Raw genomic sequence first — 14,001 nt, forward strand, 5'->3', positions numbered from 1 at the left:
GATCACGCACCAATGTCGGGCACGGAAATATCGGCGCTGCGGAGACGACGGGCGTTGATAGCGACGATGATTGTCGAGAGAGACATGAACACCGCGCCGATCGCCGGCGACAGCAGGATACCGATAGGCGCGAGGACTCCGGCAGCGAGTGGGAGCGCGAAGACGTTGTAGCCGGTCGCCCAGACCAGATTCTCCTGCATCTTCCGGTAGCTCGCCTTCGAGAGCTTGATGAGACGGACGACATCCAGGGGATTGTTGTCGACGAGGATGATATCGCCCGACTCGATGGCGACGTCGGTCCCTGAACCGATGGCAATACCGACATCTGCTCGCGTGAGCGCCGGCGCGTCGTTGACGCCGTCGCCGACCATCGCGACCAGTTTCCCCTCGGACTGGAGCGCTTCGACTTTCGTGTCCTTTTCGTCGGGGAGTACCTCCGCGAAGTACTGGTCGATGCCGAGTTCCTCCGAGACAGCCCGTGCGACGTCCTCCGAGTCACCGGTCAGCATCGCCACCTCGATATCCATCGCGTGTAGCGCCTCGAGGGCCTGCCGGCTTTCTTCCCGAATAACGTCCGCCAGCGCGAATGCTGCGACAACTTCGGATTCGTCGTGAACCAGGTAGATAACCGTCTCTGCGTTCGAGCCAGCTTCCTCCGCGAAGGCAGCGATTTCGTTGGACCGCTCGATACCGAATTTCTCAATCAGGTTCGGTCCACCGATATGAACCGTCTCGCCGTCCACAGTGGCTCTGACGCCGAGACCGCGGAAATTCTCAAAGTTCGAAACCTTCGCTCGCTGGATATCCCGTTCCTCGGCGGCGTCTCGGATGGCGCGAGCGATCATATGCTCGGAGTCACCCTCGACACCAGCGGCGACTTCGAATGCTCGCTCTTCAGTCCAGTCGCCTGCCGTCTCAACACCGACGACGCCCTGTTCGCCCTTCGTGAGGGTCCCGGTCTTGTCAAACATCACCGTGTCCAGATTTCGAGATTCCTCCATGGCGATGCGGTCGCGGATGAGCATCCCGTTTTGGGCAGCCGTGGAAGTGTTGATCGCGACCACGAGCGGGACGGCAAGTCCAAGTGCGTGGGGACACGCGATGACCAGGACCGTCACGACGCGCTCGAGGACGGTGATGTTGTACCCGACCGCGACGACCCACGCGACGGCAGTAATCGCCGCGACGCCGAGTGCAATATAGAACAGCCAGCCAGCTGCCTTGTCGGCGAGCAACTGGGTTCGAGATTTGGACTGCTGGGCCTCGTCGACCAGTCGCATGATGCCCGCCAGCGTCGTCTCGTCGCCGGTCTTCGTGATTTTGACGCGGAGACTCCCGTCCTGGTTGACCGTCCCGGCGACCACCTCTGATCCGGGCTCCTTCCCAACTGGTCTGGATTCGCCGGTAATCATCGACTCGTCAACGGACGACTCGCCCTCGACGACTTCGCCGTCGGCAGGCACGCTCGCGCCCGGGCGAACGAGCACGACATCGTCCTCGCCGAGTTCGGAGACGGGCACTTCCTCGGTATCTCCACTCTCGGTGATACGCTCGGCGGTATCGGGCATGAGCTTCGCGAGTTCGTCCAGCGCCCCCGAGGCCGCCCGGACCGACCGCATCTCCACCCAGTGGCCCAGCAGCATGATGTCGATCAGCGTGACGAGTTCCCAGAAAAACGGTGTCGTCCCTTCGAGAAACAGACTCGCGATCGAGTAGACGAACGCCACCGATATCGCCAGCGAGATGAGCATCATCATCCCCGGCTCGCGGTTTTTCAGTTCCGTCCGGGCCATCGAGAGGAAGGGCACGCCACCGTACGCGAAGATCACGACCGCAAGTACCGGCGTTATCCACGTACTCCCGGGGAACGTAGGGGCCGTATAGCCGAAGACGTCCTGAATGAATTCGCTGAAGACGATGACCGGAATCGAGAGGACGAGCGACACCCAGAACCGCCGCCGAAACATCGCCTCGTGGCCCGAGTGATCCGTGTGATCGCTGTGATCCCCGTTTCCACCCCCGTGTCCCTTCTCGTGGGCGTTACCACCATGGTCGTGCTCGTCGTGTACGTGCTCTGCTTCTGTAGAGTGAGCGTGCTCGGCCGCAGCGTGGCGGTGCGCGTGTTCGGCTTCGTGGTCGTTATGTGCGTGTTCGTCCGTGGATTCGGACTCCGTGGTGGCGTCTGCCGCAGTGTGAGTGTCGTCCTTCGGGAGTTTGGACTCCGGCTCGGATGACGCGTGGGCTGATGCTCGTGGTTCCGACTCTGCTTTCAATCGGCAAATTCGACAACAGTAGACGGGTCCTTCGGATTGATGCGAGGGGTGCCCCTCTTTAGAGGGATTTTCGGATGTCTCGTGGTCTGGATTGTTGCTCATGGCGTGGGTATTGGTGCCGTCCCTTATTATGCTGTCCAAACCCTGATACTGCGCGGCGCAATCGAGAGGGCCAGAATCGAACGAGAACGGCGGGGCGTTCGTTGGCGTGCGTTTTGTCGTTTCTCAGGCGGAGGCGGTGTAGCCAGCGTCTTCGACGGCTTTGACGAGTGCTTTGATGTCAGCATCGCCATCGACGCTCGCCTGTTCGGCCTCGCGGTCGGCGGTCGCGTCGGTCACGCCACTCACCTCTCGAAGCGCGTCTTCGACTGTCTGTTCACAGTGACCGCAGGTCATTCCTTCGACAGTGATGGTCTGCGTCATACACTGGTACATACGGGAGGGGAATCTTTGTCAGTTTCTGCTTCGAATCCAAAGTCTATCTTGGACGTGAAATGGCATTCAAAGCTTGGAGTTGGGAAACAATATTGTGGTTCGGGGGTTCAATGGGGAGATATGCGTGATTTAGACGAGACAGACATGGAGATCCTCTCGCTACTAGCAGAGGACGCGCGACGCCCGTTCAGCAGCATCGGTGAGGAGGTGGATCTCTCGGGGCCAGCCGTATCAGACCGCGTGAAACGGTTAGAGGAGGCCAATATCATCAACGGCTTCACCATCGACGTGAATCGCGCACAACTGCGAGCTGGTGTTCCGGTATTCATTCAGGCTGAGATTGGATCTGAGTCGCTGGAACCAGCCCGCAAGCAGGCCCGAGAGTCAGATGGTGTCGAACACGTCTTCATGACCTCTGAGGGGGATCTCTGGTTTTACGCACGTGTCGAAGCTCATAACGTTCGTCAGTGGATGAATGGACTCTTCGATGAGATCAATATAGCAGATTATACGGTCACGCTAATCGACGCAATGGAATGGACGCCATCCGTTGATGGTGCCGAGTTTGCCCTTACTTGTGCTGAATGTAACAATACCGTCGATACTGAAGGAGAGACAACACGGATTGACGGCGAGGTTTACCACTTTTGTTGTCCATCTTGTCTCGCACGCTTCGAAGACCGCTATCAGCGACTCGAAGAAGGGGCGTAGTATCCTTTTAGATTTCAAACTTTCGCGGGTCCAATAACCACCCTCTCGAAACAGTAAATCGCGTAAATATAGACCCCGTATAGTAATACGAGCATGACAAGCCAAACAATACATCTCGACATTACGGGAATGTCCTGCGCCAACTGCTCGGCGACGATTCAGGACACTCTCGAATCACTTGAGGGGGTATCGGAGGCGGATGCGAACTTCGCCACCGATGAGGGGTCTGTTACCTACGATCCCGAGACAGTATCGCTTCACGAAATCTACGACGCAATCGACGAGGCGGGCTACGGTGCAGTCTCGGAGACGGTGACCATCGCCATCTCCGATATGACGTGTGCCAACTGCGCCGAAACTAACGAAACTGCTCTCGAAAGTACACTCGGAGTCATTACCGCGGAGGTAAACTACGCGACTGACGAGGCGCAGGTGACCTACAATCCGGCAGAGGTGTCTCTCGATGCGCTGTACGATGCCATCGAAGACGCCGGCTATTCGCCAGTTCGCGAAGACAGTGGCGATGAGGGCTCGGGGCAGGATGCGCGTGATGCCGCCCGCCAGGCTGAGATACGGAAACAGCTCAGGCTAACCCTCTTTGGGGCAGTATTATCAGTTCCACTGCTCTTCTTCCTCATCGACAGCTATCTTCTCGGTGGCGTGTTCGTCCCTGAAACCGTTTTCGGCGTGGAACTCGGCTGGGTCGAGTTCCTGCTCGCCACGCCGGTACAGGCGATCCTCGGCTGGCCGTTCTATAAGAACTCGTACAAGGCGATCGTGAAGAATGGCCGCGCCAACATGGACGTGCTGATCGCGATCGGGTCGACAACGGCCTATCTATACTCTGTGGCAGTCCTTGCTGAACTCATCGCGGGTGGGCTCTACTTCGACACGGCAGCCCTCATCCTCGTGTTCATTACGCTCGGTAACTATCTCGAAGCTCGTTCAAAGGGTCAAGCGGGCGAGGCCCTCCGGAAGCTCCTCGAAATGGAAGCCGAAACGGCGACCATTGTCCGTGAGGATGGTAGTGAGGAAGAGATTCCACTTGAAGAGGTCACAACGGGTGACCAGATGAAAGTCCGCCCCGGTGAGAAGATCCCAACCGACGGGGTCGTCGTTGACGGGCAGTCCGCCGTCGACGAGTCGATGGTTACCGGTGAGTCTGTCCCTGTAGAAAAAGAGGAGGGAGATGAGGTCGTCGGCTCGACGATTAACGAGAACGGCGTTCTTCTCGTGGAGGCCACTAACGTCGGCGAAGATACTGCCCTCCAGCAAATCGTTCAGACCGTCAAGGAAGCACAATCGCGCCAGCCAGATATCCAGAATCTAGCAGACCGCATCTCGGCGTATTTCGTGCCGGCAGTTATCGCGAACGCTATCCTCTGGAGCGTTATTTGGTTCCTGTTCCCGGAGGTGCTGGCTGGCTTCGTTGACTGGCTCCCGCTATGGGGGCAGGTGGCGGGCGGCCCGGCAGCGGCGGGCGGCACGGTCACCGTCTTCGAGTTCGCAATCATCGTCTTCGCGTCCTCGATCCTCATTGCCTGCCCCTGTGCGCTGGGGCTGGCGACGCCCGCGGCGACGATGGTCGGGACGACCATTGGGGCCCAGAACGGCGTCCTGTTCAAGGGCGGTGACATCCTCGAACGCGCGAAAGACGTCGACACGGTCGTCTTCGACAAGACGGGCACCCTCACGAAGGGTGAAATGGAACTGACCGACGTGGTCGTCTTCGATGGCGATGGAAATGCGGTGACTGACGGGGGCGAGCCGACACCAGATGGTGGACAGCTCAGCACTCGTGACCGCCTCTCAGAGGACGACGTGCTGCGGCTGGCGGCGATCGCAGAAAGCGGAAGCGAACACCCCCTCGCGCGGGCAATCGTCGAAGGGGCCGAAGAACGCGGTCTGGACGTGACTGAGCCTGACGACTTCGAGAACGTTCCGGGCCACGGGATCAAAGCAGTCATTGGTGACAGCGAGGTGCTGGTCGGCAACCGCAAGTTGCTGCGAGACAACGACATCGACCCGTCTCCCGCCGAAGAGACGATGGAACGCCTCGAAAACGAGGGGAAGACGGCGATGCTCGTCGCTTTCGAGGGCGAACTGGTTGGTGTAGTGGCTGACGCCGACACAATCAAAGAGAGCTCCAAGCAGGCCGTTACGGCCCTACAACAACGGGGCGTTGACGTGATGATGATTACGGGTGACAACGAACGAACTGCTCGTGCGGTCGCCAAACAGGTCGGTATCGATCCGGAGAATGTCCGAGCAGAGGTCCTTCCCGAGGACAAGTCCAACGCCGTCGACAGTATTCAGGACGAGGGTCGGCAGGCGATGATGGTCGGTGACGGCGTCAACGACGCGCCGGCGCTCGCGGTCGCACACGTCGGGACAGCCATCGGCTCCGGCACGGACGTCGCCATTGAGGCTGCGGACCTTACGCTGATGCGCGATGATCCGCTCGACGTGGTGAAGGCGATCCGGATCTCGGACGCGACACTCAAGAAGATCAAGCAGAACCTCGTGTGGGCGCTCGGCTACAACACGGCGATGATCCCGTTAGCATCGCTCGGCCTGCTCCAGCCCGTACTCGCTGCAGCAGCAATGGCGTTCTCCAGCGTGTCGGTGCTGACGAACAGCCTGTTGTTCCGGCGGTACACCCCCGATCACGACTACAAGCTCTTCGGTCGCCTCCGCTGAACGTCACCTCTATATCAATGTCAAATATTTCCCGCCAAACGGTTCGGAGGTACCTCGTCGAGACAGCCAGTAGCGAACCGACATACCTCCGGGCTCGCGAGATCGCCGGCGACCTTGACGGATCGCCGAAGGCCGTTGCACAGTACCTCAGCCAACTTCAGGACGACCTCTCAAACGTCTCACTCGAACAGTGGGGGCGCTCGAAGAGTACGACGTGGCGATTGGAGGTGAACGAGTCGTGAGTACTGTCACCCGACGCGTCGAAACCGTCCTTCCGGAGACCGGCTCACGCGAGTGGTGGGCGCTGTACCTGCTCGCCCCGCTCGTCCTCGTCGGTGCGGGCCTCCTTGTGTTCCCGACGCTGGTCTACGACCGGTTCATCTGGCAGTACCTCTGGGGGCCAGTCGTCGCCGACGCCGTTAGTCAGCCAGTCACGCACGAGGGGATTCGTGCTGTCCGGGGCTACAATGCGGTGAACACGGTAACCTACCTCGCGGCGGTCGTGTACAGCCTCCCCGGACTGCGGGCGTATCTCGACCAGCTCGATGTCACGTTCGACGCACGCCTGGCTTACGGATTCGCTCCGATCATTATCGCCGGCGGCGCGATGCGAGCGCTTGAGGACATCGGCCTGCTGGGAGACTACGCGGTGTGGTTCATTACGCCGTCGATCTACTTCGTCGTCACCGCTATCACCGTCCTCGCGCTCGGCGTCGGTGCACTCGTGCGTGACCAAAATATCGGTTCTATCCCGCTAACAGTCGGGCTTGTCGGGTCGGTGTGGGCTGTCAGTGCCGTCGGGTGGGCAGTTTGGCACGGCCTCTCGACGTCGACCCCACTTCGCCTATGGGTTCCTGTCGCGACGACGGGAATAGCTCTCGGAGTGACCGCGCTCTACTACTGGGGCGCGAGTTTCGTCAACGTCACACACCTTCGACACCCGCTAATTCTGCTGGCCGTCTTTGGCCAGCTGTGGGACGCTGCGCAGAACCTCATCGGTGTGACGTTCATCGGCTACTCCCCCAAGTTGTTCGTCACGAATCTCGTGTACCAGGCGACTGGATTCTCCGGATCGACGTTCGTGCTGAAACTTGTCGTGACTGTCGGCATCGTGTGGTATCTCGCTGATGCGAAAGAGGAGATGAATCACACGTGGTGGTGGCTTATGACGTTCTTCATCGGAGCGATCGGACTTCCGATGGGCGTTCGGGGATCACTTCGGATGCTGTTGGGAGCTTAACGATGGTCTCAAAGATTGGTACAAACCGATGACTCGAACATGCAGAATTGCGATAATAGGTGGAGGGATGGCCGGGCTTGCAGCAGCTGCTGGATTTGACGACGCTGGGTTCGACGTCGAACTATATGAGCGGCAGTCCTACGATAGCAAACGCGTTAATTGCGGAGAAGCGATGACAGCGGTATCGAAGATCCCACTCGAGCCGACTGTAGAGAACGGCTTTCTCAATCCGCTGCCAGCGATGGAAGTGGAGGTGTATGACGGAATCGACGCCGATCGCCACCGCACTGGAGCCGGCACCTTTCCTGCTGCGGATACATATATAACGGACCGAAATGTCGTTGAGCAGTCCTGGGCAGAACAACTCTCAGAGAAGGGTGTTGACATCCACGAAAACCAGTCTATCACACGGACAGATTTCCACGAGTTCACCGATGAGTATGATCTCGTCGTTGATGCAACCGATCAGCCATCACTCTCTAGTAAAGCGCTCGGAACAACCAACGAGTATTCAGGATATATGGTAGCGCTTAACAGTGATGTCGAAGGGGACTTCACCGAGTTGTACCCGAACAGCCGGATAATTCTGGAGAACTATACAGGGTACTCGTGGGCATTCCCGAAGACATCGCAACGAGCCAACGTTGGTATCGGCTGGACGGTCAGTGACCGGCCTAGTGATTATATGAAGGCATTGAGGGAAGCCTGTAAGCGGAATGGGTGGGCAGTCCCGTCGCAGGAACGGACGAACGTCGCAATCATTCCCGAGGGACCAAGCCTTGATCCCGACAGAACCCATCTACCGGAGCATTCCGTCGTACGAGTGGGTGATGCTGCAGGTATAGCAAACCGACTCACCGGAAAGGGGATCTCACAGGCCGTTGAATCCGGATTCTTGGCCGCAGAGCTGGCTAACAGAGGCCAATTACACAGTTATCCTGACAGATTATATCAGAGGATGAAAACGGAGTACATTTTCGCCACAGTTGTGAGATACTTTCTTGAAACTCGTAATCCCAAGGTTCTGGGAGCAGCAATTCGTGCCGCTGCCGGGATCGATATTGAAGACGTTGACCGGTCTCCGAGTACAGTTCTACTGCGTCTCCTCCGCCACCCTGTTTTATTTGCCCGTATTTTCTCGAGACGACGAGTTTTAAACCGTGTCTATGGAGGAATGACCAACCAGTGGGAATTAATTGATTGACTTCCTGTTCTGTTTGGACTTCCGACAAAAAGTATACGGGTGCTTTTTCAATTCAGCTGTCCTGCGGTTAATCGTCAGAACGGGGTAATCTGCTTCCTCGATCACTTGAGCTGCGACACTTCCCTGTAACAGTCGGCGAATACCAGTCAATCCTCGTGTCCCCATTGTAACAAGGTCGATGCCATTCACCTCAGTATATTTGAGAATCTCCTGTTGAGCTTGACCATAACTCAACGTAGTTCGGACAGGAACGTCTAAGGTCGCTGCCTTCTCCGTAATGTCCTCCAAGAGCCGAGTTCCCCGCTGTTCCCAAGAGTCAGTAACTTCCTCCCACGTGAATCCAGGCCGACTCGAATAGGACTGTTCGGAAATAACAAGAAGTCCATGTAGGGTCGCATCATACCGTTTAGCAATTTGTAGCCCATGTTTGAAAGCCACAGATGCCTCATCATATCCATCCGTGGGCACGAGAATGTCTGTGAACTGGCTAGTAGATAACTCTCCAACCGGATCAGGTGGATCCCTATCAGGTATCGTCAAGACAGGAAGAGAGATATTTTGAATGATCTGGCTGGAGACATCTCTCCGGAGAATTCGTGCTAATCTAGTCTGTTTAGGTTTCTGGTGAACAAGCAAATCAATATCATTCTCTTCAGCGTACTCCCGAATAACACCTGGAGAGTGCCCACAATCCACTGCTGGTATCACATTGAGCCCGAGCGAGTGGGCCTGATCCACCACGGGTTCAATTACCGCTGCTGCGTCCCACTCCTCTTGTTTAGTGACTTGGTCGGATTCCACCTCCGTGCGTTCCTCATCTTGAATAGATAATACGTGGAGAGCCGCATCATACATTTCCGCAAGTGATAGACCATATTGGACCACTGAATCCACTACATCAACTCCGTAGAGTGGAATGAGGATCTGGTTGTACTGGTTGATGTCCGGACCTTCTCGAACTTCTAGACGGCGTGGGGAGCTCATACATATCTATACGTAACGATGATTTACCGCGCTTTCTGTTAAGAATCGAAACCGGCCAAATGGTCTCTGGGATAGTGATTTGAGAGGGTCACCGCGCGTAGCCCTTGCTGGATCACTCCCGTTTCGAAAGAAAACAGGGGGCGAGAGTGTAGGACTGACGTGTCTTAGCTCATCAGAATGTAGCTGCTGCGAGCAGTATGAATCATATTTTCGCGAGAATATCACCGGCTTCGCTGGCTCGACGTTCGTCCTGAAGCTGATTGCCGTGACGGTTGTCGTATGGATCCTCGCAGACGGCGAGGGAGAGATGGACTACACGTGGTGGTGGCTTATCGCGTTCGTCGCGATGGCCGTCGGCCTTCCGATGGGTGTTCGTGGATCGATTCGGATGATGCTCGGAGTCTGACAAAGAGATGGATGCGACTGCCGTAGTTTCTATCCCTGCAGTCGGACATTCGATTCAACGAATCACACGGTAGTAAAGCAGCATTCTTCAAAGAACACACCGCCCAATTCTGTCGTATTATAATAGAAACTCACGTGAAAGAGGAAGGTGTATGATATGACGACGATGAGTCTCCAGATCACTGTCAAAGGAATGACCTGCGACGGATGCGAACAGACCGTTCGAGAAGCACTCGAAGGCGTATCAGGAGTCGAACGTGCGACGGCCGACCGAGCGACTGATACCGCAACGATTGACGGTGATACCGATCTCGAGAACCTTCGGCAGGCCGTGGAAGACGCTGGCTACTCCGCTGTCGGCTAAACAGTCGATAGCGAGCGCCCGCCGAGTCTCCGATCCAGACACGATATCCGCCAATGATACCCCCAAACACAGCATCCACATCCATCCGGCGTCAACCGGAATCCGAAGCAGAAACATCCCCTACGCACCGCTCCACATGTGTCGAGTGTGATGGAACGGTCATCTATTCCGAGGATAAAGGGGAGTACCATTGTGACGCATGCGGGTTGGTACTCGAAGAGTCGAACATCGACAGAGGGCCCGAATGGCGAGCGTTCACTGAACGCGAGACTTCGCAGAAGTCCCGTGTCGGTGCTCCCATAACGCACACCCTCCACGACAAGGGACTCTCGACGATGATCGGCTGGCGTAACGAAGATACGTACGGAAATGCGTTGAGCAAACGCCAACAGCAGAAATTCCAGCGACTCCGAACCTGGGACGAACGCTTTCGCACGCGGGATAGCAAGGAACGGAATCTCAAGCAGGCGCTCGGCGAGATCGACCGAATGGCATCCGCACTCGATCTACCCACCCCGATTCGTGAGACTGCGAGCGTGATCTACCGCCGTGCCCTTGAGAAAGACCTACTTCGAGGACGATCGATCGAAGGGGTTGGTGCTAGTGCATTGTATGCCGCAGCTCGGCAAGCGAACACGCCCAGGAGTCTCGATGAGGTGGCTGCAGTCAGCCGCATCGGTAAGAGCAAACTTGCGCGAACCTATCGATACGTCGCTCGCGAACTCGCGTTGGGGATTGCGCCGGACGATCCAACCGACTACCTCCCACGATTTGCATCCGACTGTGAGGTTTCGGTCGAAACCGAAACTCGTGCCCGACACCTCCTTGAAGTGGCGGCAGAGCAGGACGCATTGAGTGGGAAAAGTCCGGTTGGGCTTGCGGCAGCCGCGATCTATGCAGCGACGAGACGTACGGAGGACAGTCTCACCCAGGCCGACGCGAGCGAGGTGACCAATGTGAGCAAAGTCACAATCAGAAATCGCTATCAAGAGCTGCTCGAAATTGCCGATGATGCGGATCCAAACGAACTAGAGTCATGAAAAGACGAACGTTTCTGCAAACGGCGGGAGGACTCGCAGCGGCGAGTACTCTCGCACAGCCGACAGCCGCACAGGAAGCCAAGACAGTCCAGATTACCATGGAGGGGGGAGACTTCTTCATCGACCCAGTAGGCCTGTTCGTCGAACCGGGTAAGACCGTAATCTTCGAGATGGGAGCGGCGGCCCCACACTCCTCAACCGCCTATGAAGACCGCATCCCAAGCGATGCAGATCCCTGGAACAGCGGGTTACTGCAAGAAGGAGAGACGTTCGAACATACGTTCGAGGTCGAGGGGACATATGATTACAACTGCACCGCTCACGTATCATTGGGACAGGTCGGGCGAATCGTCGTCGGAAGTCCCGGTGGACCGGCAACAGAGAGCTCTATCCCGACCAACCCTCCGAGCGGACAGATGCCAGATAGCCAAACGATCGTCGATCAAGGGTCGATTGCGTACCCGTTTACTGGCACCGCGAGTGGTGGCAGTGGCGAGAGTGGTGGTGGACAACCAGCACCACAGGTGCCGGACAGTGCAAAAACCCTAGGTATCTTAGCGTTCGCCGCGATGGTGAGCACGCTCGGGTTGACTTACGTCTTCATGAAGTACGGTGGTGATTATGGTGTCGAGTAGAACAGTAGAAGGCTTCTGCGAGATTCCTTCACGATCAGCGGTTATGAGCGAGAGTAGTAAGACTATCGTGGCCCTTTGAAAACCATGCCCGAGTCAAAGGACACCCTCGAAATCCAGAACGTGGTCGCTTCAACCGAATTGGGTCAGGAACTGAATCTGAAGCCGTTAGCCGACGACCTCCCCACTACAGAGTATCAGCCGGAATCCTTCCCAGGACTTGTCTTTCGCACCCAATCTCGAAAGCTGACACACTTATTTTCCGCTCTGGGAAAGCGGTCTGTACTGGCGCAAAAAGTGTTCAAGACATTAATAACGCGTTAGAATTCGTGTTCAACGAACTCAGTACATCACAAAGCCGGTTAGTTGAGACGTCTGCTTGCTGAAGGTGTGTCTAATACCAAGCAAGCAGACGGTGAAATCCACGAGGACCAGCTTCTTAACTTCCTCGTCAACTCTCTTGACGAGGAAGTTGCTCTCACACTCGCTGAAAACGCTGAACTCGATGCTGAAGACATCTACGAGGTCCTCGTCGGCGCACGCGCTGACGGGACCTCGGTCTCAACGCCCTGTGAGAGAAGTGAAGATGCACCCCACGAAAACTCGGTTCTCTACCATCTCCGCACCAAGTTCGACCTTGAGACGCTCGAACAAGTCGGAACCGCGCTCCTTCAGAAAGACGTTCTCGACGTCCTTCCCCAGCAGGTGGAGGTCGTTTCGGAGCACGACCGCGAGTCGCGCTCGCGTGGCCTGTCCACGCGCGGACGAGGAACGTACGAAGACGACAAACCACCCGTGTTCATTCCGGTCGATCGGGGCACCAAGCAGCGGTACGTGATCCCGGCGAAAGCCGCAGACGAATCGACTCCTGCTGGCCGACCGCCAGCAGGAGTCGCTCACCGTCTATACCGACGGCTTTCGAGCGTACGAACCGCTTGAGGGGGACGACGAATTCGACCGCGAATACGTCGTCCACGGCGACGGCGAGTACGCTGATGAAGAGATCCACGTCAACACTTGCGGGAGCCACGCGTCGCTGATGCGACGGTGGCTCTCGCCGCCTCGAGGTGTCTCAAAGGACAAGCTAACACAGTATCTCAGAGCATTACAGCTCCGACGAGATCTCTTCGTATACCGGGACGAGACGCTCTCAAACACGCTGTTCCAGCCACTCTCTGAAATCAACAACGTGCTACACATGAGCGTTGATGGTACTACCACGTGTATCTCTACTGCTAGCACACATAATCGGAGGAGTCAATTTGCTGGCCCAGCAAATTGACGACTCGCTTAAGATACGTAGCACACAACCTTCGTCCTATGGAGATGTCACGGCGGCAAATACTGGCAGGAAGTGGCGTGGCGCTGATCGGTTCGATCGCTGGCTGTCTCGGCGGCGACGACGCTACCGGGAGCGATGGAAACGGTGGGGACACGCCCACTGACGAAGAAACCGACGGCAACAACAGCGGGAATCAGGAAGTCGCCGACTACCTCTCGGAGATTGCGAACTACGACGGAATCAACGACCGTACCGACGAGGGATCAGTGACCGTCAGGAATGGTGCTGTCGACGGTGCCGGCCAACAGTTCGTCTTTGATCCGGCGGCGATCCGTGTTTCCCTCGGCACGGACGTGACCTGGGAGTGGGTCGATAGTAACAGCCACAGCGTCACGGCCGAAGACGAGACGTTCGACAGCAGCCTCATTTCAGGTGAAGGGGAAACCTGGGCGTACACCTTCGATGAGCCAGGTACCTACTTGTACTATTGTATAGCACACCGAGCACTCGAGCAGAAAGGAGCAATCGTCGTGGAATAGCGACTCTCTCTGTTTCCCGCCCGATGAGAATTAATAACACTATCGTGTGTACATGGGTCCAAACGGAACTATTCATGTCGTCACAATGGACTCGTCGCCATGCTCTCCAAGTAGGAGGGGCTATCGGAATTTTCGGTGTAGCCGGTTGTCTCGGGTCATCTGGTACCGACACCAACTCACCCAACCTCAATC

The 14,001-nt window shown here is 56.9% G+C and carries 12 protein-coding genes and 3 pseudogenes; 12 read left to right on the forward strand and 3 right to left on the reverse strand.

The annotated features are described in order from the left end of the window. Positions 1-2 precede the first annotated feature (2 nt). Both NDO75_RS24915 and NDO75_RS24920 read right to left on the reverse strand, forming a co-directional pair. Positions 3-1,967 (reverse strand): copper-translocating P-type ATPase, encoded by a 1,965-nt coding sequence (locus NDO75_RS24915; protein WP_310909357.1) that lies wholly within the window; start codon positions 1,965-1,967, stop codon positions 3-5. A 531-nt stretch (positions 1,968-2,498) separates the two neighbouring features. Continuing rightward, on the reverse strand, positions 2,499-2,696 hold the full coding sequence (locus NDO75_RS24920; protein WP_058365418.1) for a heavy metal-associated domain-containing protein: 198 nt from the start codon (positions 2,694-2,696) through the stop codon (positions 2,499-2,501). Between the two features lie 132 nt (positions 2,697-2,828). Here NDO75_RS24920 and NDO75_RS24925 point away from each other — a divergent pair, with 132 nt between their 5' ends. The 4 genes from NDO75_RS24925 (at position 2,829) to NDO75_RS24940 (ending at position 8,563) form a co-directional block, all read left to right on the forward strand. After that, positions 2,829-3,419, forward strand: coding sequence for an AsnC family transcriptional regulator (locus tag NDO75_RS24925; RefSeq protein WP_310909315.1), 591 nt, complete (start codon positions 2,829-2,831; stop codon positions 3,417-3,419). 93 nt (positions 3,420-3,512) lie between these two features. Then, entirely contained in the window at positions 3,513-6,119 is a 2,607-nt protein-coding gene (locus tag NDO75_RS24930; RefSeq protein ID WP_310909316.1) for a heavy metal translocating P-type ATPase, read from the forward strand. Positions 6,120-6,357: 238 nt separating this feature from the next. Further along, the gene (locus NDO75_RS24935; RefSeq protein ID WP_142980868.1) at positions 6,358-7,359 is read left to right on the forward strand and encodes a DUF63 family protein; all 1,002 of its coding nucleotides are present in this window, start codon (positions 6,358-6,360) and stop codon (positions 7,357-7,359) included. A gap of 28 nt (positions 7,360-7,387) precedes the next feature. Next, a complete protein-coding gene (locus NDO75_RS24940; RefSeq protein ID WP_310909317.1) occupies positions 7,388-8,563 on the forward strand; it encodes an NAD(P)-binding protein in 1,176 nt (391 codons plus the stop codon). Here NDO75_RS24940 and NDO75_RS24945 read toward each other — a convergent pair. Continuing rightward, positions 8,552-9,547, reverse strand: a complete 996-nt coding sequence (locus NDO75_RS24945; protein WP_142980866.1) for a universal stress protein — start codon at positions 9,545-9,547, stop codon at positions 8,552-8,554. The genes NDO75_RS24940 and NDO75_RS24945 overlap by 12 nt on opposite strands. 79 nt (positions 9,548-9,626) lie before the next feature. On the opposite strand from NDO75_RS24945, the gene NDO75_RS24950 reads away from it, so the two are divergent. The 8 genes and pseudogenes from NDO75_RS24950 to NDO75_RS24985 all read left to right on the forward strand — a co-directional run bounded on the left by NDO75_RS24950 (position 9,627) and on the right by NDO75_RS24985 (position 13,809). Further along, positions 9,627-9,953, forward strand: a complete 327-nt coding sequence (locus tag NDO75_RS24950) for a DUF63 family protein (protein ID WP_142980865.1) — start codon at positions 9,627-9,629, stop codon at positions 9,951-9,953. 165 nt (positions 9,954-10,118) lie between these two features. Beyond that, positions 10,119-10,316 carry a heavy metal-associated domain-containing protein gene (locus NDO75_RS24955; protein WP_142980870.1) on the forward strand — a complete coding sequence of 66 codons (198 nt, stop codon included), beginning with the start codon at positions 10,119-10,121 and terminating at the stop codon, positions 10,314-10,316. A 53-nt stretch (positions 10,317-10,369) separates the two neighbouring features. Next, on the forward strand, positions 10,370-11,356 hold the full coding sequence (locus NDO75_RS24960) for a TFIIB-type zinc ribbon-containing protein (RefSeq protein ID WP_310909318.1): 987 nt from the start codon (positions 10,370-10,372) through the stop codon (positions 11,354-11,356). Continuing rightward, entirely contained in the window at positions 11,353-11,991 is a 639-nt protein-coding gene (locus tag NDO75_RS24965) for a plastocyanin/azurin family copper-binding protein (protein WP_310909319.1), read from the forward strand. Before NDO75_RS24960 ends, NDO75_RS24965 begins: the two co-directional genes overlap by 4 nt. Positions 11,992-12,075: 84 nt before the next feature. Continuing rightward, positions 12,076-12,332 (forward strand): annotated as a pseudogene (locus NDO75_RS24970) (TATA-box-binding protein); the annotation flags it as partial. Between the two features lie 46 nt (positions 12,333-12,378). Further along, positions 12,379-12,711 (forward strand): annotated as a pseudogene (locus NDO75_RS24975) (ISH3 family transposase); the annotation flags it as partial. Then, a pseudogene (locus NDO75_RS24980) lies at positions 12,709-13,167 on the forward strand (transposase); the annotation flags it as partial. The pseudogenes NDO75_RS24975 and NDO75_RS24980, both read left to right, overlap by 3 nt. A 147-nt stretch (positions 13,168-13,314) precedes the next feature. Further along, the gene (locus NDO75_RS24985; RefSeq protein WP_310909320.1) at positions 13,315-13,809 is read left to right on the forward strand and encodes a halocyanin domain-containing protein; all 495 of its coding nucleotides are present in this window, start codon (positions 13,315-13,317) and stop codon (positions 13,807-13,809) included. The last annotated feature ends 192 nt before the right edge of the window (positions 13,810-14,001 follow it).

This window comes from Natrinema sp. 1APR25-10V2 (assembly GCF_031626495.1).
Lineage (GTDB): Archaea > Halobacteriota > Halobacteria > Halobacteriales > Natrialbaceae > Natrinema.